The organism is Hathewaya massiliensis, assembly GCF_902143515.1.
Classification (GTDB): domain Bacteria; phylum Bacillota; class Clostridia; order Clostridiales; family Clostridiaceae; genus Hathewaya; species Hathewaya massiliensis.
The window spans coordinates 288,302-312,304 of the sequence record NZ_CABFVD010000001.1; the positions used below are offsets into that span (position 1 = coordinate 288,302).

At 30.2% G+C, this 24,003-nt stretch carries 22 protein-coding genes; 10 read left to right on the forward strand and 12 right to left on the reverse strand.

What is annotated here, in order from left to right; genetic code table 11:
* Positions 1-47: 47 nt before the first annotated feature.
* Positions 48-4,355 (reverse strand): 2-hydroxyacyl-CoA dehydratase, encoded by a 4,308-nt coding sequence (locus tag FNZ64_RS01460; protein WP_142413108.1) that lies wholly within the window; start codon positions 4,353-4,355, stop codon positions 48-50.
* Between the two features lie 546 nt (positions 4,356-4,901).
* Here FNZ64_RS01460 and FNZ64_RS01465 point away from each other — a divergent pair.
* The 3 genes from FNZ64_RS01465 to FNZ64_RS01475 all read left to right on the forward strand — a co-directional run bounded on the left by FNZ64_RS01465 (position 4,902) and on the right by FNZ64_RS01475 (position 6,877).
* Positions 4,902-5,672, forward strand: coding sequence for an ABC transporter ATP-binding protein (locus tag FNZ64_RS01465; RefSeq protein ID WP_142413109.1), 771 nt, complete (start codon positions 4,902-4,904; stop codon positions 5,670-5,672).
* Positions 5,656-6,447 carry an ABC transporter permease gene (locus FNZ64_RS01470; RefSeq protein WP_142413110.1) on the forward strand — a complete coding sequence of 264 codons (792 nt, stop codon included), beginning with the start codon at positions 5,656-5,658 and terminating at the stop codon, positions 6,445-6,447. The genes FNZ64_RS01465 and FNZ64_RS01470 overlap by 17 nt, the downstream gene beginning before the upstream one ends.
* Positions 6,448-6,508: 61 nt before the next feature.
* Entirely contained in the window at positions 6,509-6,877 is a 369-nt protein-coding gene (locus FNZ64_RS01475) for a tetratricopeptide repeat protein (protein ID WP_279233253.1), read from the forward strand.
* 137 nt (positions 6,878-7,014) lie between these two features.
* Here FNZ64_RS01475 and FNZ64_RS01480 read toward each other — a convergent pair whose 3' ends face one another.
* From FNZ64_RS01480 to nadA, 7 genes are all read right to left on the reverse strand, one after another.
* Complete coding sequence (locus FNZ64_RS01480) at positions 7,015-8,028, reverse strand: polysaccharide deacetylase family protein (protein WP_142413112.1); 1,014 nt, start codon at positions 8,026-8,028, stop codon at positions 7,015-7,017.
* A 101-nt stretch (positions 8,029-8,129) separates the two neighbouring features.
* Positions 8,130-9,308, reverse strand: a complete 1,179-nt coding sequence (locus FNZ64_RS01485; RefSeq protein ID WP_142413113.1) for a transglutaminase domain-containing protein — start codon at positions 9,306-9,308, stop codon at positions 8,130-8,132.
* Entirely contained in the window at positions 9,309-9,944 is a 636-nt protein-coding gene (gene recX, locus FNZ64_RS01490) for a recombination regulator RecX (RefSeq protein WP_142413114.1), read from the reverse strand. It lies immediately after the preceding gene.
* A complete protein-coding gene (locus tag FNZ64_RS01495) occupies positions 9,934-11,196 on the reverse strand; it encodes a M16 family metallopeptidase (RefSeq protein ID WP_142413115.1) in 1,263 nt (420 codons plus the stop codon). The genes recX and FNZ64_RS01495 overlap by 11 nt, the downstream gene beginning before the upstream one ends.
* A gap of 338 nt (positions 11,197-11,534) precedes the next feature.
* Positions 11,535-12,374: a carboxylating nicotinate-nucleotide diphosphorylase gene (gene nadC / locus FNZ64_RS01500; RefSeq protein WP_142413116.1), complete on the reverse strand. Its 840-nt coding sequence runs from the start codon at positions 12,372-12,374 to the stop codon at positions 11,535-11,537.
* Complete coding sequence (locus FNZ64_RS01505; protein ID WP_142413117.1) at positions 12,352-13,680, reverse strand: L-aspartate oxidase; 1,329 nt, start codon at positions 13,678-13,680, stop codon at positions 12,352-12,354. Before FNZ64_RS01505 ends, nadC begins: the two co-directional genes overlap by 23 nt.
* A 185-nt stretch (positions 13,681-13,865) precedes the next feature.
* Positions 13,866-14,774, reverse strand: a complete 909-nt coding sequence (gene nadA, locus FNZ64_RS01510) for a quinolinate synthase NadA (RefSeq protein WP_142413118.1) — start codon at positions 14,772-14,774, stop codon at positions 13,866-13,868.
* Positions 14,775-15,057: 283 nt separating this feature from the next.
* On the opposite strand from nadA, the gene FNZ64_RS01515 reads away from it, so the two are divergent.
* The 7 genes from FNZ64_RS01515 (at position 15,058) to FNZ64_RS01545 (ending at position 21,282) form a co-directional block, all read left to right on the forward strand.
* Entirely contained in the window at positions 15,058-15,603 is a 546-nt protein-coding gene (locus FNZ64_RS01515) for a QueT transporter family protein (RefSeq protein WP_243129171.1), read from the forward strand.
* A 702-nt stretch (positions 15,604-16,305) separates the two neighbouring features.
* Positions 16,306-17,631, forward strand: coding sequence for an electron transport complex subunit RsxC (rsxC, locus tag FNZ64_RS01520; protein ID WP_142413119.1), 1,326 nt, complete (start codon positions 16,306-16,308; stop codon positions 17,629-17,631).
* A 14-nt stretch (positions 17,632-17,645) separates the two neighbouring features.
* The gene (locus FNZ64_RS01525; protein ID WP_142413120.1) at positions 17,646-18,584 is read left to right on the forward strand and encodes an RnfABCDGE type electron transport complex subunit D; all 939 of its coding nucleotides are present in this window, start codon (positions 17,646-17,648) and stop codon (positions 18,582-18,584) included.
* Between the two features lies 1 nt (position 18,585).
* Positions 18,586-19,164 carry an RnfABCDGE type electron transport complex subunit G gene (locus tag FNZ64_RS01530; RefSeq protein WP_142413121.1) on the forward strand — a complete coding sequence of 193 codons (579 nt, stop codon included), beginning with the start codon at positions 18,586-18,588 and terminating at the stop codon, positions 19,162-19,164.
* Positions 19,164-19,835 carry an electron transport complex subunit RsxE gene (rsxE, locus tag FNZ64_RS01535; protein ID WP_142413122.1) on the forward strand — a complete coding sequence of 224 codons (672 nt, stop codon included), beginning with the start codon at positions 19,164-19,166 and terminating at the stop codon, positions 19,833-19,835. Before FNZ64_RS01530 ends, rsxE begins: the two co-directional genes overlap by 1 nt.
* Before the next feature lie 25 nt (positions 19,836-19,860).
* The gene (locus FNZ64_RS01540; RefSeq protein ID WP_142413123.1) at positions 19,861-20,439 is read left to right on the forward strand and encodes an electron transport complex protein RnfA; all 579 of its coding nucleotides are present in this window, start codon (positions 19,861-19,863) and stop codon (positions 20,437-20,439) included.
* A 15-nt stretch (positions 20,440-20,454) separates the two neighbouring features.
* The gene (locus tag FNZ64_RS01545) at positions 20,455-21,282 is read left to right on the forward strand and encodes an RnfABCDGE type electron transport complex subunit B (RefSeq protein ID WP_142413124.1); all 828 of its coding nucleotides are present in this window, start codon (positions 20,455-20,457) and stop codon (positions 21,280-21,282) included.
* A 90-nt stretch (positions 21,283-21,372) separates the two neighbouring features.
* Here the strand turns inward: FNZ64_RS01545 and FNZ64_RS01550 are convergent, their stop codons facing one another.
* The 4 genes from FNZ64_RS01550 to FNZ64_RS01565 all read right to left on the reverse strand — a co-directional run bounded on the left by FNZ64_RS01550 (position 21,373) and on the right by FNZ64_RS01565 (position 23,963).
* Positions 21,373-21,876: a Gx transporter family protein gene (locus tag FNZ64_RS01550; RefSeq protein ID WP_142413125.1), complete on the reverse strand. Its 504-nt coding sequence runs from the start codon at positions 21,874-21,876 to the stop codon at positions 21,373-21,375.
* 29 nt (positions 21,877-21,905) lie between these two features.
* A complete protein-coding gene (locus tag FNZ64_RS01555) occupies positions 21,906-22,286 on the reverse strand; it encodes a NusG domain II-containing protein (protein WP_185903644.1) in 381 nt (126 codons plus the stop codon).
* Positions 22,270-23,301 carry an FAD:protein FMN transferase gene (locus tag FNZ64_RS01560; protein WP_142413127.1) on the reverse strand — a complete coding sequence of 344 codons (1,032 nt, stop codon included), beginning with the start codon at positions 23,299-23,301 and terminating at the stop codon, positions 22,270-22,272. The genes FNZ64_RS01555 and FNZ64_RS01560 overlap by 17 nt, the downstream gene beginning before the upstream one ends.
* 122 nt (positions 23,302-23,423) lie before the next feature.
* A complete protein-coding gene (locus FNZ64_RS01565) occupies positions 23,424-23,963 on the reverse strand; it encodes a ribonuclease FAU-1 family protein (protein ID WP_142413128.1) in 540 nt (179 codons plus the stop codon).
* Between the last annotated feature and the right edge of the window lie 40 nt (positions 23,964-24,003).

The following is a 24,003-nucleotide window of genomic DNA, read 5'->3' on the forward strand; positions in this document are numbered from 1 at the left end:
ATTTTCATATCAACATTTTACCCTAGCAAAGCATTGTATTTATAAACCTATTCTCTTACGGGAGCTGCTTCTAGTAATGCCTCATTTAGTTCTTTTTCTTGCATACTTAGTTTTTCATCTTTTTCTTTTAGTTCTAAATTTTTAAAAGCTGTTGAAAGCATTAATTTTATACGATTAATTTGATTTACTTCACTAGCTCCTGGGTCATAATCTACTGCCACAATATTAGCTACTGGATACCTTCTCTTTAACTCTTTTATCATGCCCTTTCCTGTTACATGATTAGGAAGGCAGGCAAAGGGTTGGACACAGATTATATTATGAACACCACTCTCTATAAGTTCTACCATCTCAGCAGTTAAAAACCATCCTTCTCCAGTTTGATTTCCTATGGATAAAATAGGCGCTGCCCCCTTAGCTAATTCATGAATAGAATTTGGAGCTGAAAAACGTTCACTGGATTTTAAAGCATTTTTTAGAGGCTTTCTATACATTTCAATGTATTTTATACCTATATCACTGCCTATTTTACTTATTAAGCTTGCCCCTAAATACTTATGCTTAAAAGTTTGATCATAAGCACAATATAAGAAAAAGTCTGTAAGATCAGGCATAATAGCCTCTCCACCTTCCTCTTCTATAACTTTAACCACATCATTATTAGCATCTGGGTGGAACTTAACAAGGATTTCCCCTACTATACCTACCTTAGGTTTCTTTATATCTAGTAATTCTAAGTTATCAAAGTCTTTTACAATTTCATATATATTTTCTTTAAACTCCTTAAATTTACCTACTCTAATAGATTCCTTACACCTTTCTGCCCAAGTTCTATAGAGCCTATCTGCGGAGCCCTTTACCTTTTCATAAGGTCTTGTAGCATATAGTACCCTCATAAATAAATCTCCATATAGAAGTCCCATTAAAGACTTTCTAAGCATATTTAAATTAAAATTAAATCCTGGATTACTTTCAAGCCCACATGCATTTAAAGATATTACTGGAATATGTTCCATTCCTGATTCTTTCAATGCCTTTCTTAAAAAAGATATATAATTTGTGGCTCTACATCCACCACCAGTTTGAGATATTATAACAGAAGTATTATTTAAATCATATTCCCCTGATTTTAATGCTCTCATTATTTGACCTATAGTTATTATAGATGGATAGCATGCATCATTATTTACATACTTAAGCCCCTCTTCAATAGCTAAACTATCTACTTCCTTTAATAACTTTATATTATATCCCTCTGAATTTAAAGCACTTTCAACAAACTCAAAATGTATAGGTGACATTTGTGGTGATAATATAGTATGAGTTTTTCTCATGTCTTTTGTAAAAGGTACTTTCTTAACATAAGGTACTTTTTTAATTTTTATATTTTTATCATTTTTCGAAGTAGCCCTCTCTTCTATAGCTGCTTTTAAAGATCTTATTCTTATTCTTGCAGCACCTAAGTTATTAACTTCATCTATTTTTAATAAGGTATATATCTTATTATGAGCCTCTAAGATTTCTTCCACTTGATCTGTAGTTACAGCATCAAGTCCACAACCAAAGGAGTTTAACTGTACAAGCTCTAAATTAGGATTTTTAGCTACATAGCTAGCAGCTCTATAAAGTCTTGAATGATACATCCATTGATCCACAATTCTAAGAGGTCTATCTATTTCCTCCATATGACTTATAGAATCTTCAGTTAAAACTGCCATATCATAAGTAGTTATTAACTCTGCTATACCATGATTAATCTCAGGATCTATATGGTATGGTCTTCCTGCTAGAACTATTCCTGTAATATGGTTTTCTTCTATATATCTTAAAGTCTCTTCTCCTTTTCTTTTTATATCTTCTTTAAAAACACGGTCTTCCTCATAAGCTTTATTAAGAGCATATTTTACTTCACCCTTACTTACTCCAAATTCTTTAAATATATCATATAACCTAGATTGAAGTTTTGTTTTATTGTGAAGTGCTAAAAAAGGATTCATAAACTTTATGTTTTTCTCTTTTAAATCATCCATATTATTTTTTATAACCTCTGCATAGGAAGTTACTATAGGACAATTATAGTGATTATCAGCCTTACTATCTTCGATTTGTTCATAAACTACGCAAGGATAAAATATAGTTTTAACTCCTCTCTCTATAAGATCACTTATATGACCATGAGATAATTTTGCAGGATAACACGCTGACTCTGAAGGTATGGTATCCATCCCCATCTCATAAACTTTTTTAGATGATCTTTGAGATAATTCTACCCTAAAGCCAAGGTTTGTTAAAAAGGTAAACCAAAAGGGATAATTTTCATACATATTTAAAACCCTAGGTATACCTATAACTCCTCTTTTAGCTTTTTCTAAGTCTAAAGGCTTATATTTAAAAATTCTATTATATTTGTAATTATATAAATTAGGAATATTTCTATTGTTTTTTTCTTTTCCTAAAGGTCTTTCACACCTATTTCCTGTTATAAAATTTCTCCCTCCAAAGTCATTTATAGTAAGAAGACAGTTATTTGCACAAAGTCCACATCTTCTCATACTGGTTTTTATACTAAATTCATAGAGCTCCTCTTTATCTACAATAGTGCTAATATATCCTTCTTTATAATTCTCCTTTGCAATCAATGCAGCTCCAAAAGCTCCCATTATACCTGATATGTCGGGCCTTACTACTCTCCTGCCTGAGACTAATTCAAAACTTCTTAATACAGCTTCATTATAAAAGGTTCCCCCTTGGACTATAATATTTTCTCCCATTTGTTTAGGGTCTCTAATTTTTATCACCTTATATATAGCATTTTTTATAACAGAATAAGAAAGTCCTGCAGAGATATCTCCTATGGTAGCTCCCTCTTTTTGAACCTGTTTAACTTTAGAATTCATAAATACAGTACATCTTGATCCTAAGTCTACAGGTTTTTCAGCAAATAAGGCTTTTTTTGAAAACTCTTCTACGCTTATGTGTAAGGACTTAGCAAAACTTTCAATAAAAGATCCACATCCTGATGAACAAGCTTCGTTAAGCATTATGCTTTGAATTACTCCATCTTTTATCTTTAGGCATTTCATATCTTGTCCACCAATATCTAATATAAAATCCACTCCTGGAAGGAAAAAGTTTGCTGCTTTAAAATGTGCTACAGTCTCTATTTCCCCAATATCAATTTTTAAAGCTGCCTTTATAAGTCCCTCTCCATACCCTGTAATAGCTGAATTAGATATTTCAATCCCTTCAGGAATTTTAGTATATAAGTCCTTCAATATCTCAATAGTTGATATAAGAGGATTTCCATCATTGCTTTTATAATGAGAGTAAAGAAGCTCACCTTTTTCAGATATTAAGGCTACTTTAGTGGTTGTAGATCCTGCATCTATACCTAGAAAACATTTTCCATCATAATGCTCTAGTTCCCTTCTTTGTACACAATGCTTATTATGCTCATTTCTAAAACTTAAATATTCTTCTTCTGATTTAAAAAGTGCTGGAAGGGAGACTATGTGTTCTTCTAAATTTTTATCCTTATTATGTAATCTATCTAAAAGTTCCTTAAAAGAAATCTCTATACTTTTATCTGAACTTAAAGCTGCACCAAGTGCCACATAAAGTTGAGATTTTTCGGGAAATATAACTTCATCATCTTTTAAACCCAAAGTTTCTATAAATCTTTTTCTAAGTTCTGATAAGAAAAATAAAGGGCCTCCTAAAAAAGCAACTTTTCCCCTTATAGGTCGTCCACAAGCAAGTCCACTAATAGTTTGAGTAACTACAGCTTGAAATATAGAAACTGCTATATCTTCCTTTCTAGCCCCTTCATTTAAAAGTGGTTGTATATCAGTTTTTGCAAAAACCCCACATCTTGCTGCAATAGGATATATAGTTTTATAATCCTTTGCAAGTTCATTAAGGCCCTTAGGATCTGTTTTTAGTAATGTTGCCATTTGATCTATAAATGCTCCTGTTCCCCCTGCACAAGTTCCATTCATCCTCTGTTCTATACCATTTTTAAAATATGTTATTTTAGCATCTTCTCCACCTAATTCAATAGCCACATCTACTTCACTTAAGGTCTCTTCTATAGCTTTTGTACATGCGATAACCTCTTGCACAAAAGTAGATTTTAGCCATTCGGACACAGATAGTCCCCCAGAACCAGTAATAGCAACTCTAATATATCTATTTCCTACTTTGTCATAACACTGATTTAAAATCTCCATTACTGAATTCTTAATATCCGAAAAATGACGTTGGTATTTTGAATATATTACCTCTTGACCATCTAATGCAACCACTTTTACAGTAGTTGACCCCACATCTAATCCTAATCTTAAGACTTTATTCATAATACTATCACTTCTCCAATTATTATTTTATAAATATTTACTATATATTTATTAACTTGAACTTTATTACGTATATTCTTACTATTATAAGGTTCAAGTTAAATTTTTTCAATTTTAATTTATAAAGGATAATAGCTATTTAATTCTACTAATACTTATTTAAGCAAATTAGTTCCATATACTAATGAATCTTATTAATTTTATACATTTATCCTATGACTATCCCCTAAAGACAAGAACTATGTTTATCCGATGACTATCCGCTCTAATACTCCCATAACACTCTGTGAAAGCGAATTCTACCAAATAGAAGATCTGGACTCTCTGCTTTTCTTTAAAGTGCGATAAAAGAGCGGCTACGTCCCTGGATAACGATTTCTAAGTTTTAGAAGGAATAAAAACTCCCTCTAAAGCCAAGAACTCTGTTTATTATGCTTCTTTGCATTAACCTTTCTCACTCTATAGTCATATTTTATTATATGGATGCTATAAAGTTTATAACAGACATTTCATAGAATTTATCTATGTAAAGGAGTTGAAAAAAATATGAAAGTAACTGTAGAAAATGTTTATATGAACTACCATACTCTAAACGCAGAGACACCAGCATTAAAAGATATAAACTTCCAAGTAGAAGAAGGGGAGTTTCTAAGTATTATCGGTCCTTCAGGTTGCGGTAAATCCACTATACTAAATATTATTTCTGGTTTAATATCACCAACCTCTGGAAATATATATATGGACAATAGAAAAATAGAAGAACACACTAACATTATAGGATATATGTTTCAAAAAGACCATCTATTCCCTTGGCTTACACTTTGGGATAATGTATGCCTTGGTTTAAAAATTCAAAATAAAATGAATCCTGAATCCATTAAATATATAGAGGATTTACTAAAAAAATATGAACTTTGGGACTTTAAAAATCACTACCCTTCTCAGCTTTCAGGTGGTATGAGACAAAGAGTTGCCTTGATTAGAACTCTTGCTTTAAACCCTAAGATTCTCCTGTTAGATGAGCCTTTTTCCGCCCTTGATTACCAAACTAGATTAAATATTAGTGATGAAATTCATGAGATAATAAAGAGAGAAAATAAAACCACTATTATGGTTACCCATGATATTTCAGAAGCTATTTCTATGTCTAATAGAATAATACTTTTAACTCCACGTCCTGCTACAATAAATAAAAATATAAAAATAGAATTTGATCCTAAATATAATACGCCGTTAAAAAAACGTGAAGCACCAAACTTTAGTATATACTTCAATTTGTTATGGAAGGAGCTAAATAACTATGGAAAAATACAGTAAGGAACATCTAGAATACTTAAATCTAGTGAAAAAGAAAAACAGAAAAATTACAATAACTAGAATTCTTCTATTGGTATTTATTTTTGCTTTTTGGGAAGTTGCTGGAAATCTAGGATGGATAGATCCCTTCTTAACAAGCACTCCTTCTCGTATGGTTAAGAGCTTTGTAAAAGTTTACAGTGAAGGTACTTTACTAAAGCATGTATTTATAACTTGTTTTGAAACAGTTCTAGGATTTCTTCTAGGAACTATACTAGGAACTTTAATTGCAATTTTGCTTTGGTGGTCAGATTTCTTATGTAAGGTTTTAGATCCTTATCTTGTAGTTTTAAATGCGCTTCCAAAAGTTGCTCTTGCACCAATTATAATATTCTGGGTGGGAAATGGTATAAGTGCAATAATTGTTATAGCCCTTTTAATTTCTATAGTTGTAACTATAATTGGAGTGCTATCAGGTTTTAATGAAGTAGACAAAGAAAAAATTAAGCTTATGAAAACTTTTAATTCTACTAAATTCCAAATACTAAAATATTTAATTATTCCCTCATCTATACCTACTCTAATTTCTGCACTAAAAATAAATGTAGGTCTTTCTTGGGTTGGTGTAATTATGGGAGAATTTCTTGTTGCCAAAGAAGGCTTAGGTTTCTTAATTATATATGGTGGCCAAATCTCTGAGTTAGATATGGTTATGATGAGTGTAGTTTTACTTTCATTATTGGCCTATTTAATGTATGGAGCTGTGTCCCTAATAGAACAAAAACTTAAAGCTTAATTTTACTAATAATGTTTAAAATCTCTCAACATGGGTATTATTAAAAATAGAAAACCTTTATGTGCATAAGGAGGATAAAATGAATTACTTCAAAAAAGCTAATGAACTTTATAATGCTAAAGAATATCAAAAAGCCATATCTATGTATGAGAGAGCCCTAAAAGTTAATGAAAATGAATCAAGTTCACTTTATAATACTGCTGTTTGTCATATTAAGCTTAAAAATTATAAAAAGGCAGTAGGTTTCTTGAAAAATGCTATAAACTTAAAAAGAGACAGTAAATATATATTTAATCTAGGATATTGTTATGCCATGTTAAATGACAATCCAAAAGCTTTATACCACTTTAATTTGGCATGGAGTATAAATAACGATGATAAAGACTGTGAAAAAGCCATTAATCTTATATTAGATAACTATATTGATTAATTTATAAACTACAAAAATAACTTCAAAACTATAAATTCTCAATTTCATCTAGTGCTTCCTTTAAATTTATAAATTATAACTTATAAATTACAAAAGTAACTTCAAACCCCCTCTTTAGTTTGAAGTTACTTTTATTTTTATTTATATTCAGTGTCAAAAGCTTCATCTAAAGTCTTAAAACTATATCCTTTTGATTTAATATAATCAATAACTCTTCCTAAGGACCTTGCAGTTGTTTGTTTTGTTCCAGAGTCATGCATTAAAATCACAATATGCTCCTGATTCCCCATGGTTTCTTTAACCTTACTAATTAATTTTTCCTCTGGTACATTTAATGCTTCAGCATCCCCATTTAAACAGTTCCAATCTACATAATGAAATCCTTCTTTATTTACTCTTTTTTGAAACTCTACTTTCTTAAAAGACCCTCCTGGAAACCTAACTATCTTAGCTGGTTCCTCTCCAATAATCTTTTTTATAACTTCATCAGCTTTTTTAAAATCTTTAATTAAATTATCAGGATTTGAGTAAACATACTTATAATCATGAGAATAAGTGTGATTTGCAATTAAATGCCCTTCTTGTTTTTCTTTTAAAATTAATTCTGGATTAACTTCTGCCATCTTGCCAAGTACAAAAAATGTTGCTTTTACATCCTTCTCTTTTAAAACTTTTAATATTTCAGGAGTTATATTTTTTGTAGGACCATCATCAAAAGTTAAATAACATACTTTTTCATTTTTAAATTTTTCGCTATTATAATTTTTACTTACCTCTTTTTTAGGTTCCCCCTTAGTTTCTTTTTCTTCCTTAATTTCTTGCTTATTATTATTTTTAAATTTATTAGACTTAAAGCTTTCTTCTTCCCTATTATCATCCTTATTGCCTTTTATATTATCTTTTTTAGGCTCTTTTAAGTCTGTATTCTCTTCCACTACTGGCTTCTTCTCCTTAACACCAGCATAGGCTTTATAGTTTTCTGTAGACACATTAAATAATTGCAACCCTATAAAAGCTCCCAAAGAAAAGATACCCAAAATACAAAATGAATATATAATAAAATCCCTACGTCTATTTTTTTTCCTTATTAATTCATTCCTCTTTGCTTTTCTTATTTTCCTACTATGCTCTACCTCATTATCTACCTTCATATAACTACCCCCTAATAAGTTCTTAATAAATATTATACCACTTTTTCACATTTTTAGAACCATTTACTCGGTAATTTTCTGCTATAATATTCAATTTTAGTTTATTTCCATTCTCCTGCTACTTTATCTTCTTTATGATCTAAGGAAAATTTTTCACTATCAAAATAATTACCACCTACACCAAAGGTAGGATCAACGTTAATCCAAGTGTTTTTCTCTGAATCATAAAATTGATTCCATGAATGATTTACCCAACTACGACCATCAAAGCCCTTTCCTGTTACCATTCTAACTTTAATATTGTTAGCTCTACACATAGCTACAAATAGGGAAGAATAGTCAAAGCAAATTCCCTTTTTTGTGTTGTATGTATTTATAGCCCCTGATTTCTTTGAAAAGTCATCACTTAAGATTCTTTTTGCCTTATCATAATCATAGTGTACATTTTTACATATCCAAGAGTATATTTCATGGGACTTATTATAAGTACCTTTTTTATTACTTACTAATTTTCTACTAAATGTATCTATATCCTCATTGGACTTAATTGCTTCTTCCAAGGTTACACCATTATAATATATTATTACCTTTTTATTATTATTACTTTTATGATCTGAAGACTTATTTTCAGTAACTTCAATTTTAAAGGAATTACTTAATATGTTAGGTAGTTTTTTAGCTAGTGGAGAATTTGATATAGGAACAACTACTTTAGCGGAAAGTTCATTATATAGTTTAGACTTTTCTAAATGCTCATTTATATCTAACTTAGATGAAAAAATATTAAAGGCAGAAAAATAATTTAAAGCAAAACATAACATGGTTACATATGCAATAGCTCTAGGTACTTGAAATAAAGCCCCTAAAACTCGCTTAAAAATACTACTTCTCTTTTTTGCAAAATTCTCTATAATATCAAAAATAGGATATAATAATATGGAGCATACCCCTATAGTAAACCATCTTAGAACTATATAAATTATTAAAATGAATACAGGAAAAATAACCAAATACAATATTATTGGATTTTTATCTATAAACTGCACTAGATCTCCTTTAGAAAACTTTTCAATGACTGAATAGAAAAATGAATTTCTATTTAAAAATATTTCTTTAAATAAATTTACTCCTATAAAAATTGCTAAAATAAAAGAGATGCTACTTAGTAAGCTATTTATTGTTTCCTTCTGATCCTTTGATCTATAACTTACTAAAAATCCTTTTAATATTGGTAAAAACATAGCCAAAAATAAAATTAAAGTTATAGGATCTATCTTCATCTATTCACCTACTTCTAATATATTTATAATTACAGCTCTTACCTCATCATAATTATACCCTCTTCTTAAAAGGTAATCATTTAATTTTTTCTTAACTTTAAATAAATCTTTTTCACTTTTAACTAGTGAATTATACTTTTTAATAGCAATTTCACTAAGAATATTTTCCTTATCCTCTTCATCTATATGTTCCATTTTACTTATTATAAGTTTCTCATCTACTCCTTTTTTTAAAAGCTCATACTTTATTCTATTCTCTCCCCATTTTTTTAGTTTCTCTTTTATAAATAATTCTACATATCTATTATCATCTATAAAATTATATTCCTTTAAAAAGTTAATTGTTCTTTCTATGATTTTTTCATCATATCCTTCTCCTATTAACTTTTCTCTTACTTCTTCTTCAGCTTTATAAGCTCTTCCCAAATATCTTAAACTTCTACTTTTAGCTTTAATAAAATTATCCTCTTCAACTATGGAATTTAACTTTTCCTTATCTATAGACTCTCCTTTTTTTATACCTTCCTTATAAATTAGTTCCATATGGCAACTTATAAAATATTCATCATCCACATAAATGTTTACTCTTTCTTTATTTTTCTTTTGAACTTCTATTTTGCTTACCTTATTGCTCATATTCCTCACTCTTTTCCGATCTTAAAATATGTATACTTGGATTTCTTAAAATTTTTTCAGCTATATTATAAATATGCTCACTATTTATATATTCTAACCTTTTCATATCTTCTATAAACTCATAAACACTCTCATTTTCCATTAGTTGCATAAGACCATAATGACCTAGTTCAGCTCCACTTTCTAAGGTAGCTATTAAGGAAGTCTTAAAAATCTTTTTCATTAGGCTTAGTGTATTTTCATGAGTTTTAATTTCCCTAGATTTTATATTAACTATAGATTTATCTATAATATCCAAAGCTTCTTCCAAATTTTCTTCCTCAACTGCTGTATAAATATATAGGGTCTTTATGTGTTCTGAAGAATCCATATGGCTATAAACATCATAGGCAATCCCCCTATTTTCCCTAAGTTCTCTAAATAATATGGAGTTTGCACTCTCCCCTAATTTATGATTTAATACCTTAAGACTTAATTCTTCCTCTTTACTTAAACCATAAAATGTATATAAATATACTATGGTACTCTGTTCTATTTCTTTTTTATATGATTCAAATACACCTTCCCTATTCTTTTCATCTTCTAATATTTTCTTATTAATTTTTCTTCTACTCCAAGCCCCAAAATATTTCTTTACTAAAGCTTGTACATATTCATGGCTATACGATGACACAATAGATATAACAGAATTATTAGGTGCATAGTATTCTTCATAATATTTTACAAGTTTTTCTTTATTAAAACTTTTTATAATCTTCTCTGTGCCAAGCACGTCCATCTTTAATCCACTTTTTCTAAATGCATACTCATTTATCTTCTTAAAACTTAAATCTTCTATATCATCCTTACTACTTCTTAGTTCTGATAGTATTACTCCTCTTTCCTTCTCTATTTCTTCTTCCTTAAATTTAGAATTCATAACCATGTCTGAAATTATTTCTAGGGAATTTTCCATCTCACTATTTAATCCATCAATGCTGTATACTGTACAAGTATAATCTGTATAGGCATTGTAATCTCCACCTATATTCTCTAATTCATTATTTAATTTTTCATTATCCCTAGTTTGGGTACCTTTAAATAACATATGCTCTATAAAATGACTAATACCTTTTTCCTCTTTATTCTCATAAAGTGCACCTATTTTTATACCTAAATTTATAGACATTAATCCTGTTTCTTTTTTTATACTTAATATTTTAAGTCCATTATCCATTTCTATAATCTTTGAATCAAAAATTTTTTCATTCATCCTTATTCTCCTTCAGATATCCCCTATAATTATTTTACTTAAAAGCCTTATTAGAAATTCAAAGCGTAGTGAATCAGTGATGAAGTAATTTTCATATCAATATATTTCCAATAAAGACTATATTTCATATTTTACTCTGTTAGAAATTTTTCTTGATATGACAGTTACGTAATCACCTATGAACAAGTTTTAGAATTTCTTATGAAAAACAAAAGTATGCTATCTTTAAAATAACATACTTTTAAATATTATTAACTTTTTATTAGTAAAATTCTTTTATTTTTTTATTTTTATTCTTTTATTCTCTTACTCTTAGTTTCTATTATAGTAAATTTAACTCAATCTATCAATTCTAAATTCTTCATACTTAAGTCAAAAGCCTTATATGAGTGTGTAATGTATCCTGAAGATATGTAATTCACACCTGTTTTAGCTATTTCTTCGATATTATCTAGGGTTACATTTCCAGAAGCTTCAGTTTTAGCTCTATTTCCTATTAAGCTCACTGCCTCTTTTAAGGTATCTATGTCCATATTATCTAGCATTATAATATCTACTCCGCACTGTAGTGCTTCTTTAACCTCACTTAAAGTTTCAACTTCAACTTCTATTTTTCTAACAAAGGGTGCATATTCTCTTGCCTTAAATACAGCTTCTTTTATTCCACCAGCTGCGTCTATATGATTATCTTTTATCAAAACTCCGTCACTTAAATTAAATCTGTGGTTATTGCCTCCACCTATGGATACTGCATACTTTTCTAGAATTCTTAAGTTGGGAGTGGTTTTTCTAGTGTCTAGGAGTTTAGTTTTAGTGTTCTCTAATTTACTAATAAATTTATTAGTAAGCGTTGCAATTCCACTTAATCTTTGAATTAAATTTAGGGCTACCCTTTCTCCTATTAAAACCTTTCTTGTATTTCCTTTAATTTTACCTATTACCTGATTTTTTTTAACCCTTTCTCCCTCTTTTATAAAAAAAGTAACCTCTACATCTTGAAGTATATGATAAACTCTGCTAAACACCTCAATACCTGCTATAATCCCCTCTTCTTTTGAAATTAAATCTACGGTGCATGTACTATCTTTATCTACTATTGCTTCTGTTGTAACATCCCCAAAAGGACAATCCTCATTTAAAGCTTCTTTTATAATATTATCTACAATTAACCAATTCATCTTTAAGATCACTCCTAACTTCCTCTATTTTTTTAGTAGCTAGTTTAATGTTTTTCTTATCTTCATTTACAGCCTCTTCTATTGAATACTGAGAAATATAATTTTTAATATGATTTTTAAAGTTTGATGGGGGAACCTTATGTATATTTTCATTTACAAACTCTGCACCTCTTTTAGAAAATACTAAGGCTTCTAAAAGTGAATTGCTTGCAAGTCTATTTTCTCCATGAACCCCCGTACAACTAGCTTCCCCGACTGCAAATAGATTTTTCATAGAAGTTCTACTAAGAGTATCTACCTTTAGTCCTCCCATAAAGTAATGCTGTGCTGGGGTTACTTTTATCTTTTCCCTAGTTATATCAATGCCTTTTTCTAAACATACAGAATAAATCCCTGGAAATCTATTTTTTATAAAATCCTCTCCTACATGAGTCATATCTAAAAAAACATAAGGTTTTTCTGTCTTTTTTTCTTCCTCTAATATAGCTCTTGAAACCACATTTCTAGGTAAGAGTTCATCAATAAATCTTTTATTATCTGAATTTAAAAGTTTTCCACCTTCCCCTCTTAAGGATTCAGAAATCAAAAATTTTTTACTCCTATTTTCTTCATAAAGGGAAGTTGGATGAAATTGTATAAACTCTATATCCTGCATTTCAATATTGTGTTTTACTCCTAAGGATAAAGATAGACCTTTAATTTCTCTTTCATTTGTAGAATTCTTAAATATTCCACCTAACCCCCCTGAAGCTATTACAGTTTCCTTAGAATAAAATCTAATTATACTATTTTTCTTAGTATCAATTCCTACTGCCCCATAACATGTATTATTAATGGAAAGTAAATCTACTATATTTATATGTTCTAGTATTTCCACATTTTCTTTTTCCTTAATCCTTTTTATCAATGTATCTGTAACAACTTTACCAGTTTGATCCTTACAATGAACTATTCTAAAAATACTGTGTGCACCTTCTCTTGTATAATGAAGATTTCCTGCCTCCTTATCAAAGGGAACTTTGAAATCTAATAATTTATTTATATTTTCATTAGACTCTTCTACTAATATTTTAACCGCATTTAAATCATTTCTATAAGACCCTGCTCTTAAAGTATCTTCTATATAGGTCTCCGTATCATTTATATCTTTTCTAGTTGAAATTCCTCCCTGTGCAAGACTTGAGTTACACACTCCTAAAGCCTCTTTTGTAACTATGGTAACTTTTATACTGCTATGCAAATTTAGTGCAAAATATAACCCTGCCACACCAGCACCAATTATTAAAACCTCTGTATCTTTAATCATATAAAATCACCTTCTATAATTTGTAGCTTATCCACCTTGTTTATCCGATGACTACCTGCTCTAGAGAAAAGAGCAGGTACGTCCCTGGATAACGACTTCTAAGGAGTAAAACTCCTAAGAATTCTGTTTATCCGATGACTACCCGCTCTAGAGAAAAGAGCAGTTACGTCCCTGGATAACGACTTCTAAGAACCCAGTTTATGCATATTGTCTAGTGCATTATAGGCTTTAATTCTTATATCCTCATCTACAAAGATTTCTCCTTCCATGTTTAAAAGACAGTTGTAAACTCTATCTAAAGTAGTTATCTTCATACTATTGCATCTCATACCTAGGCTATAAAAAGTTTTATTAGGATTTTTCTTTTTTAATTCATGAATAACTCCTTCATCTGTAACTATTAGATATTCTTTAGCTTTACACTGTGTAGCATAATCTATTATGCCTGAAGTGCTTCCAACATAGTGAGCCATATCCCTAACTTCTTTATTGCACTCTGGATGGGCTAAGATTACTATGTCTTGTCCATATTTATTCTTAGCTTCGATAATATCCTTAGGTTCTATAATATCGTGTATATTACAACATCCATGCCATAGTATAATATTTTTATTAGGAGCCTTCTCAGCAATATAAGAGCCTAAATTTTTATCTGGAACAAATATAATTTCCTCTGTATCTAAATTGTTTATTATATTAAGTGCAGAGGCTGAAGTACAGCATACATCTGAAACCGCTTTAACTTCTGAGGAGGAATTTACATAACAAACTACCTTTGCCTTAGGATGTTTCTTTTTCATCTCTTCTATACCCTCTTTATCTGCCATTAAAGCCATGCAACAAAGAGCATCTTCATGAGTTAATAAAACTCTTTTTTCTGGAGATAATATTTTAGCTCCCTCAGCCATAAATTTTACTCCACAAAATACAATTACATCCGCTTTGCTTTCCATACCTACTTTGCTTAAATAATAAGAATCTCCCACGTAATCTGCTATATCTTGTATTTCAGGGTTTTGATAATAATGTGCTAAAATAATTGCATTTTTCTCCTCTTTTAATTTCTGTATTTTTTCAACTATATTTGTACTCATATTTACACCCCTTATATTTTATCTTTACAAGTGTATATACACCTATCAGAAATAATATATCATTTTAAATTCATTTAATCAATAAAGGAAGTTCTTGACTTTAAGATAAATCTTTACTCTCCTAAAGCTTAGAACTTATTATCTAAGTAGATAACCGCTCTTTTGTGCCATTTTGAAGAAGATGGTATAAAATTTGTTTTGACTATTGAGTCTTATTATATTAAAATTTTATAGGACAGTTCGCAATATCCTGTCTTTAAATAAAACTACGGAGGTATTTGTTATGATAGAAAACTCAAAGGAGGCGTCTAAGACTAGTATGATAGGTCAAACTAAATCTAAGACGCAAAAAATTGTGTTTGCAGCTATACTTGCTGCAATTTATTCAGCCATAACTGTAAGCCTAAGCTTTTTAAGTTATGGACCTATTCAATTTAGAATTGCAGAGGGACTAACAGTTTTACCTTATTTCTCACCCTATGCAATATATGGACTTTTTATTGGATGTATTGCTTCTAATATAATAAGTCCTATGGGGCTACCTGATTTAATATTTGGTTCCCTAGCAACCCTAATAGCTGCTATAATCACTTACTACATAGGCAAAAGCAACTTAAAGTACAAAAAATATTTAGCACCACTTCCTTCAGTAATTGTAAATGCTTTTGTAATTGGAACTATGCTAAAATTACTTTATGTTAAAGATATGCCACTTTATTTAAATATGCTTTATGTAGGAATTGGTCAGCTTGTATGTTGCTATGGAGTTGGGTTACCTCTAATGTCAGTTATGGAGAACAACGAAGTATTAAAAGATTTTTTTAAATAAAATAAGGACAATGTAGGCTTAGAATTTTTTTAAATTCTAAGCCTTTATTTATAGTTTTATATTTATATTTTGCATGTTTACTTATGGTTTTATATTTATTTATATTTTGCCTGTTTATTTAATAAATATAGTAATAGAGTACTGCACTGGAGGCTATTATATGAATCCTAAATTCAAAAAATTATTAAAAGTACTTATTATTATATTAATAATTGAATTCTTCATTATATTAATAGGCTATAAACAAAGTTCTTGTTTCAGCGGGAGTTTTTACTTCCTCTGAAGCTTCTTAACAGACTTCTTAGGAGTTCTACTCCTAAGAAGTCATTATCCTTTAGGGGAAATCCTTCTCTAGGGACGTAGCCACTCTTTTCTACCACCCCTTATTTTTTTCCTTCAAAACTCGACATTGTTATTTTTTTATCAAAATTTTTGGAAAATTCACTACTATAAATTTTTAAATATCTATGTTACAATATAATTCATATAGCAAAACTTAATTTCATATATATAAAATTAAGCTTTTATTGAAAATTTTGTATAATTGTTTTTTCAGACTTTTTAATACCTATTTAAAATTTATTTTAAATAAATAAATTTTTTATTTAACCCTTTATACATTAATACATAGGGCTAAAATTTAATTTAGCCTACAGTTTAAACTTATTTTTCTAATCAATAAATTAGAAAGGAAGTAATAAAATGAATCTACTAACTTTTAAAAAAGGCATTCATCCTCCTCATGGAAAATATCTTACAGAGAAAGAAAAAATAGAGGAGTATATGCCAAAAGGAGATCTAGTATTTCCTTTATCACAACACATTGGTGCTCCTTGTGAATCCCTAGTGAAAAAAGGAGATAGGGTATTAGTTGGACAAAAAATAGCGGAATCTAAGGCTTTTGTTTCTTCTCCTATTTTTAGTAGTGTTTCTGGAACCGTTAAAAATATTGCTCCTGTCATTACTCCTAGTGGAATGAAAGTAATGTCAATTATCATTGAAAATGATGGAGAATATGAAAATGTAAATACTGAACATATAAAAAGGGATTATAATAAACTTTCCGCTGAAGAAATAAGAGAAATAGTTAAAAATTCAGGAATTGTTGGTATGGGTGGCGCTGCTTTCCCAACTCATATAAAACTTTCCCCTCCAGAGGATAAAGAAATCGATTCCATTATAGTAAATGGTGCTGAATGTGAGCCTTATTTAACTTGCGATCATAGGCTTATGCTGGAAGAGGGAAAAAATATAATTGAAGGTTTAAAAATAGTTCTTAAACTGTTTCCAAAAGCTAAGGGTTATATAGGTATTGAAAATAATAAGCTAGATGCTATTGAAGTCATGAAAAAACTAGCAGAAGATGAACAAAATATTGAGGTAAAAGCTTTAAAAACAAAGTATCCTCAAGGTGCTGAAAAACAATTAATCTACTCTATAACTAAAAGAGAAGTACCCTCTGGAAAACTTCCTGCAGATGTAGGGTGTATAGTACAAAATATAGCTACTATGAATGCTATTTATAAAGCTATAGTTCTAGATATTCCTCTTACAGAAAGAGTTGTTACTGTAACTGGTGAGGCTCTACGTAATCCTAAAAACTTAAAAGTGAAATTAGGTACTTCTGTAAAGGAACTTATTGAAGCTTGTGGTGGCTTTAAAGAAGATCCAGTTAAAATTATATCTGGTGGCCCTATGATGGGTATGACTATTAGTACATTGGACATGCCTATTATGAAAGGAACTTCAGGAATTCTATGCCTTACAAAAGAAGGTGCAGTACTTCCTGACTCATCAAATTGTATTAGGTGTGGAAGATGTGTTCAAGCTTGCCCTATGGAACTTATACCATGTAAGCTCGACTCACTTGCTAATAGAAGCGAACTAGAAGATTTTGAATCTTTTAATGGTTTAGATTGTATAGAATGTGGCTGCTGTACATTTGTATGTCCTGCTAAAAAACACTTAGTACAGTCTATAAGAACTGCAAAACGTGCTGTTATAGCAAATAAGAAGAAAGCTAAATAAGGAGAGTGACTTAAATGAATGAACCAATTTTAACTTTGTCATCATCTCCTCATATTAGGTCAAATGATTCTGTTCAAACTATTATGAGAGATGTAGTTATAGCTCTTATACCTGCTTGTATAGCTGGAGTTTACTTTTTTAAATTGAGAGCTTTAATAGTTATTTTAACTGCTATAATATCTTCTGTTTTATCAGAATATTTATGGCAAAGATTTACTGGTAGAAAGATTACTATTAATGATTATAGTGCTGTAGTTACTGGAATACTAATAGCTTTTAATACTCCACCAACTATCCCCCTTTGGATGGTAGTCATAGGATGTGTTTTTGCTATTATAGTAGTAAAACAACTATTTGGTGGATTAGGTCAAAACATTGTAAACCCAGCATTAGCTGCTAGAGCAGTTTTGCTTGCTTCTTGGCCTGTAGCCATGACTACTTGGACCTTAGATGGTTCAACTACAGCTACCCCACTGGCTCTTTTGAAAAGTGGAGCTAACTTTCAAGAACTGCCTTCTCTAGCAAATGCATTCTTAGGAAATATCGGTGGCTGTATTGGAGAAACCTCTGCCTTAGCTATTTTAATAGGTGCAGCTTACCTTTTGTATAAAAAAATAATCTCTTGGGAGATTCCAGTATTTTATATAGGTACTGTGGCTATACTTACTACTTTATTAAGAAATAGTGGATTTTCATATGGTAATGGATTATATGAAATATTTACTGGAGGATTAATGTTAGGAGCCTTCTTTATGGCAACGGATTATACAACTTCCCCAGTTACAAAAAGAGGTCAAATAGTCTTTGCTATAGGCTGTGGTATAATTGCAACTGTTATTCGTATTTTTGGAGGATATCCTGAAGGTGTATCTTATTCCATATTAATTATGAACCTAGTTGTGCCACTAATTGATAAGTTCATTACTCCTAAAAAATTTGGGGGGGTGAAGTAGTATGGATAAAAAATCTGATTCACTAAAATTAGGGGGCTTACTTCTTATTATTACTGCTTGTGCTGGTCTAATCCTTGGTTTTGCTTATAGTATAACCAAAGACCCTATAGCGAAACAAACAGAAAAAGAAAATAATGAAGCTATGAAAGAAATACTAACAAAAGCAGAAACCTTTAAGAAAAAGGAAGATGCTAAATTACCAGAAAATATATTAGAATTAAATGAAGCAAAGCTTGGTAATGACACCATAGGATATGCAATAAAAATCCAAACAAAGGGTTATGGTGGAAAAATAGACTTAATGGTAGGTATATCAAAGGACGGTAAGGTTGAAGGGATAAAAATATTAAATCAATCTGAAACTCCTGGTCTTGGTGCAAACTCAACAAATCCAAACTTCTATAATCAATATAAAGAAAAATCTATTGATAAGGATATAGAAGTTATAAAAACCACCCCTTCAAAGGATAATGAAATACAAGCTATTACTGGAGCTACTATTACTTCAAGAGCTGTAACTTCAGCAGTTAATGAAGCGGTGAAATACTATAAAAGTGAATTAGAAGGAGGTAGTAAATAATGTATACTCCTTTAGAGAGAATTAAAAATGGTGTAATAACAGAAAACGTAACTTTTGTTCAAGTGCTTGCAATGTGCCCTACCCTAGCCGTAACTACTAGTGCTAAAAATGGTATTGGAATGGGAATTGCATCTACTGTAGTTTTAATGGGATCTAACTTTGTTATATCTTTACTTAGAAAACTTATTCCTGATAAAATACGTATTCCATCATTTATAGTTGTTATAGCAGGTTTTGTTACCTTGCTACAGTTTTTAATGCAAGGTTTTGTTCCTTCACTTTATAAATCTTTAGGAATATTTATACCTCTTATTGTTGTTAACTGTGTAATCCTTGGTAGAGCTGAAGCTTTTGCTTCTAAAAATGGTCCAATTATATCTATATTTGATGGTCTTGGACAAGGTCTTGGTTTTACACTTTCCCTAACTGTAATAGGTATAATAAGAGAATTGCTTGGAACTGGTAAAGTATTTGACTATCAAATAATGCCTGCTTCTTTTCAACCTGCTATTATAATGATTCTAGCACCAGGTGCTTTCTTTACTCTTGGTATTTTAATGGCTTTAATTAACTATAGAAATGCTAAAAAAGAGAAAGAAAATAAAAGGATTAAAGAATTTGCTGGTTGTGATGGAAACTGTGCTCATTGTTCTGTAAAACATGGGGAGTAACCTAATAGAAAGAAGGGTAATATAAATGAATTTACTTAAGATATTTTTAATTGCTTTACTTGTAAATAACTTTGTTCTTTCAAAATTCCTAGGAATTTGTTCTTTCCTTGGTGTTTCTAAAAAAATAAAAACTGCCTTTGGTATGGGGTGTGCTGTTACTTTTGTTATGGTACTAGCTTCCTTTATATCCTATGTAGTTTATAATGTAATATTGCTTCCACTTGGTATAGGCTACATGTATACCATAGCCTTTATCTTAGTTATTGCAGCTTTAGTACAATTTGTAGAAATGTTTTTAAAGAAGTCAAGTCCAGCCTTATATAGTGCATTAGGTATATTTTTACCTCTTATAACAACTAACTGTGCTATTCTAGGTGCTGTTATTATAAACATGAATGAAAGCTACAATATGTTAGAATCTGTAGTATTTGGTTTTGCTTCTGGTCTTGGTTATATGCTTGCCATAGTATTACTTGCAGGTATAAGAGAGAGATTAGATGAAAATGAATATATGCCTGAATCTATGAAAGGCCTTCCAATATCCTTAATTACAGCAGGATTAATGTCTATTGCCTTTTTAGGATTCCAAGGTTTAATTCACTAATTTGGAGGTGCTATTATGGAATTAAAATTATTATTATATCCTGCCCTTAGCTTAGGGGGATTAGGACTAGTATTTGGAATAATCTTAGGATATGCATCAAAAAAATTCCACGTTCCTGTAGATGAAAGAGTACCTCTAGTTAGAGATTGTCTACCTGGTGCAAACTGTGGAGGATGTGGATATGCTGGCTGTGATGCATATGCTGAAGCTGTAGTGCGTGGAGAAGCTGAAGCCAATCTTTGTGCTGTAGCAGGTGCTCCTGCTGCTGAAAAAATCGGTACAATTATGGGGGTTTCAGTTGAAATGGGAGAGCCTAAAAAAGCCTTTGTAAAATGTTCAGGTGTTTGCACTGAGGCAAAGACAAGTGGACAATATTATGGAGAAATGGATTGTGCTCAAGCTGCTATAATTCCTGGTGGTGGAAGTAAATCTTGTACTTATGGATGTTTAGGTTTAGGAACCTGTGTTAAAGCTTGTAAGTTTGATGCTATTCATGTAGTAGATGGCGTTGCCATTGTAGATGAAGAAAAATGTACAGCTTGTGGTGCTTGCACTGTAGCCTGTCCAAAAAATCTAATAGAGTTAAAACCAAAGTCAGCAGTAATCAGAGTTTCTTGTAATTCAAGAGACAAGCTTAAAGAAGTTAAAGATGTATGTAATGTAGGATGTATAACCTGTGGATTATGTGCAAGAAATTGTCCAGAAGGTGCCATAACTATGGAAAACAATCTACCAGTTGTGGATAAAGATAAGTGTACTTTATGTATGACTTGTGTTCAAAAGTGTCCTACAAAAGTAATAAGAGCTCATGGGGAAAAAATAGAATTAAAAGAAACTCTTTAAATGAAAGGCTTTGCCATATGAAAATCTTAATATGAAAGTCACTTCATCACTACTTCACTACGTTAAGAATAATAAAACCAGGTTGCTATTTTAAAATGGCAACCTGGTTTTATTTAGTCTACTATATAGATTTTTAGTAACTGTACCTGTGAAGTAACCTGTAGCAACTGCAGATAAGGTTAAAATAGGAAAGTAGAAATAGATTCTAAAATCTCTAATTATAAAAGCTGCCACTAAAAGTTGTCCAATATTATGAAATACTGCACCAAAAACACTAAGCCATTCTATGCTTACTTCTTCTTTAAAATACTTTAGGGCTATTATTGTGGATATGTTACTAAAAAGTCCTCCTAAAATGCTAAATAAGAAAGCAAAGATATTTCCTCCAAATACAGAACCTAGAAAGGTCCTTATTATCATTACTACTAAGGCTTCCTTCCATCCAAAATACATCAAAACAAATAGGGATACTGAATTTGCAAGTCCTAACTTTATTCCTGGAAAAAGTACGGGTATCTGAGCTTCTATAAAGTAAATTACAAGAGCTATACCTATACAAAAACTTAAATACAATAGTTTCTTCGTATCCTTCATAAAATCACATCCAATTAACTTAAATAATCTTAATAAGTTACTTCATCCAAATCTTCTTTTTCACCTAATATTTTAATAGCTATCCTATGTGGTAAGCATATGGACATATCTCCTTTTCTAGAAAGCCATCCACTTCTTACACAGACTTTATCACTGCAATTAGCATCTTTAAATCTAATTCTTCCCTTTTGGATTTCAACTAAATTATATTCTCCCTTATGTAGTTCTACTTTTATTTCTTTCTCCCCTTCAAATTTAGTTATATTAAATCTATAAACTTCCTTCCCTTCCTTTTCAACCACAGCTATTAGATTTCTATCTTTTCCACTTTTATAAAACACCATAGAGGCTAAGCTAAGTAGAAAAACCACTACTACAAAACTTATAATAAACTTATCTCCCCTTTTCATAAGTAAACTCTCCATTAGTTATTTCAAGGGAATCTTTTATACCTTCTGTAGTGTATACTTTCTTATCTGCAGTTACAAATACAGCTTCTACTCCCTTTAAAGAATTAATAAGCTTCATAGCCTCATCTACTCCTAAAACATAGGTAGCTGTAGATAGAGCATCTCCATCCATAGACTTATCAGATATTATGGTACTACTTATAATTCCTCTCTCTGCAGGATATCCTGTTTTAGGATCAAATATATGATGATATCTCTTCCCATTTTTAATAAAATACCTTTCATAGTTTCCTGATGTTACTACAGACTTATTTTTAACTCTTAATGTGGCAAAAGATTTCCCCTTATCTCCTAGTGGATCTTGTATGCCTATATTCCATGGCTCACCCTTTTCCTTTTCTCCATAAACATAGAGATTTCCACCAAGGTTTATAAAAGCTCTTTTAATTTTATATTTTTCTACTATACTCTTTAACTGATCTGCTGCATACCCCTTAGCTATTCCTCCTAGGTCTATAGCCATATTACCTTCTTTTAAAAATACACTATTATCTTTTTTATTTAAAACTATATTTTTATAATTAACGTATTTTAAAGCATTTTTAATTTCTTCACTTTCTGGAACCCTAGGATTATCAGTACCAATATTCCAAAGAGAACTTACGGGAAGGATAGATATATCAAATGCTCCCTTTGATAATTCACCATACTCCAAAGCTTCATTTATAACTTCATAGGTATCTTTGCTTACCTTTGTATAAGTTTTCCCCGCATTTTTATTTAGTTTACATATTTCACTACTATCTATATTTAAAGACATTTTATTTTCTATATCCTTTAGTTTATCTAAGGACTCCTCAATTGCTTTTTCTCCATTTTCTCCATAATATTTTAGACTTATTATGGTACCAAGCATATATGTATCTCTCTTTGAAAGCTTTTCATCCTTTTCACACCCTGTTAAACTAAAGGAAAATATAAAAACCACAATAAAACTAATTAATCTCTTCTTCATATATTTCACCCTTTATTTAAGATTCATATTTATATATATTTTTTATGTTTATTCTCTTAATTATATTTTTATATTATACTCTAACTAAAGGAACTTATGTGAAATTATCATTTTCATAAAGCTTAAAGTAATTTTTCCATTTCTTCTATATGATTTTTACTAAAATCCACAATAGAATTTTCATCTTTTTTTAATTCACTTAAAATCCTATAAGCGAGCTCCTTTGCCATAAAGAAGTCTTCCTTTGTAATATCTCCTATATTATAAGCTTCCTCTAACTCATCTTCATCTAAAAGCATAATTTTCCCCTGTGGCAAAAGTACCACATCTAGATAAAGATCATAAAAATAAGGAATTCCTCTACTATCTATTTCGTTTCCCTTACAAATATCAAAATACCACTGTATAATCTCTTTTTCAGTGTTAAACATTACAGTAACTGCATAATTAAGTCCCTTCGGAAAATATTGAATCCAAGTATATCCCTCATCTAAAATTAAATATTTTTTTCCATTCATTTCAGCATAACGTGGTTCTGTAACTTTTCTAAAATAAGATATAGCGGCATACCCCTTAAATTTATTATTATCTATGTACTGAAAATTAAAATCTTTTTCTAATATACTATTCCCTTTAATATAATCTGCATATTTAACCTTCATATTTATACACTCTTTTCCTTTTATCTAAACTAAGAAAATA

Coding starts and splice junctions, on each gene's coding strand:
- rsxC (WP_142413119.1), top strand. CDS start 16,306: ATGAATCTACTAACTTTTAAAAAAGGCATTCATCCTCCTCATGGAAAA.
- FNZ64_RS01460 (WP_142413108.1), bottom strand. CDS start 4,355: ATGAATAAAGTCTTAAGATTAGGATTAGATGTGGGGTCAACTACTGTA.
- recX (WP_142413114.1), bottom strand. CDS start 9,944: ATGAGCAATAAGGTAAGCAAAATAGAAGTTCAAAAGAAAAATAAAGAA.
- FNZ64_RS01565 (WP_142413128.1), bottom strand. CDS start 23,963: ATGAAGGTTAAATATGCAGATTATATTAAAGGGAATAGTATATTAGAA.
- FNZ64_RS01540 (WP_142413123.1), top strand. CDS start 19,861: ATGAATTTACTTAAGATATTTTTAATTGCTTTACTTGTAAATAACTTT.
- nadC (WP_142413116.1), bottom strand. CDS start 12,374: ATGAATTGGTTAATTGTAGATAATATTATAAAAGAAGCTTTAAATGAG.
- FNZ64_RS01485 (WP_142413113.1), bottom strand. CDS start 9,308: ATGAAGATAGATCCTATAACTTTAATTTTATTTTTGGCTATGTTTTTA.
- FNZ64_RS01545 (WP_142413124.1), top strand. CDS start 20,455: ATGGAATTAAAATTATTATTATATCCTGCCCTTAGCTTAGGGGGATTA.
- FNZ64_RS01470 (WP_142413110.1), top strand. CDS start 5,656: ATGGAAAAATACAGTAAGGAACATCTAGAATACTTAAATCTAGTGAAA.
- rsxE (WP_142413122.1), top strand. CDS start 19,164: ATGTATACTCCTTTAGAGAGAATTAAAAATGGTGTAATAACAGAAAAC.
- FNZ64_RS01465 (WP_142413109.1), top strand. CDS start 4,902: ATGAAAGTAACTGTAGAAAATGTTTATATGAACTACCATACTCTAAAC.
- FNZ64_RS01560 (WP_142413127.1), bottom strand. CDS start 23,301: ATGAAGAAGAGATTAATTAGTTTTATTGTGGTTTTTATATTTTCCTTT.
- FNZ64_RS01495 (WP_142413115.1), bottom strand. CDS start 11,196: ATGAATGAAAAAATTTTTGATTCAAAGATTATAGAAATGGATAATGGA.
- FNZ64_RS01550 (WP_142413125.1), bottom strand. CDS start 21,876: ATGAAGGATACGAAGAAACTATTGTATTTAAGTTTTTGTATAGGTATA.
- FNZ64_RS01515 (WP_243129171.1), top strand. CDS start 15,058: ATGATAGAAAACTCAAAGGAGGCGTCTAAGACTAGTATGATAGGTCAA.
- FNZ64_RS01530 (WP_142413121.1), top strand. CDS start 18,586: ATGGATAAAAAATCTGATTCACTAAAATTAGGGGGCTTACTTCTTATT.
- FNZ64_RS01480 (WP_142413112.1), bottom strand. CDS start 8,028: ATGAAGGTAGATAATGAGGTAGAGCATAGTAGGAAAATAAGAAAAGCA.
- nadA (WP_142413118.1), bottom strand. CDS start 14,774: ATGAGTACAAATATAGTTGAAAAAATACAGAAATTAAAAGAGGAGAAA.
- FNZ64_RS01505 (WP_142413117.1), bottom strand. CDS start 13,680: ATGATTAAAGATACAGAGGTTTTAATAATTGGTGCTGGTGTGGCAGGG.
- FNZ64_RS01555 (WP_185903644.1), bottom strand. CDS start 22,286: ATGAAAAGGGGAGATAAGTTTATTATAAGTTTTGTAGTAGTGGTTTTT.
- FNZ64_RS01525 (WP_142413120.1), top strand. CDS start 17,646: ATGAATGAACCAATTTTAACTTTGTCATCATCTCCTCATATTAGGTCA.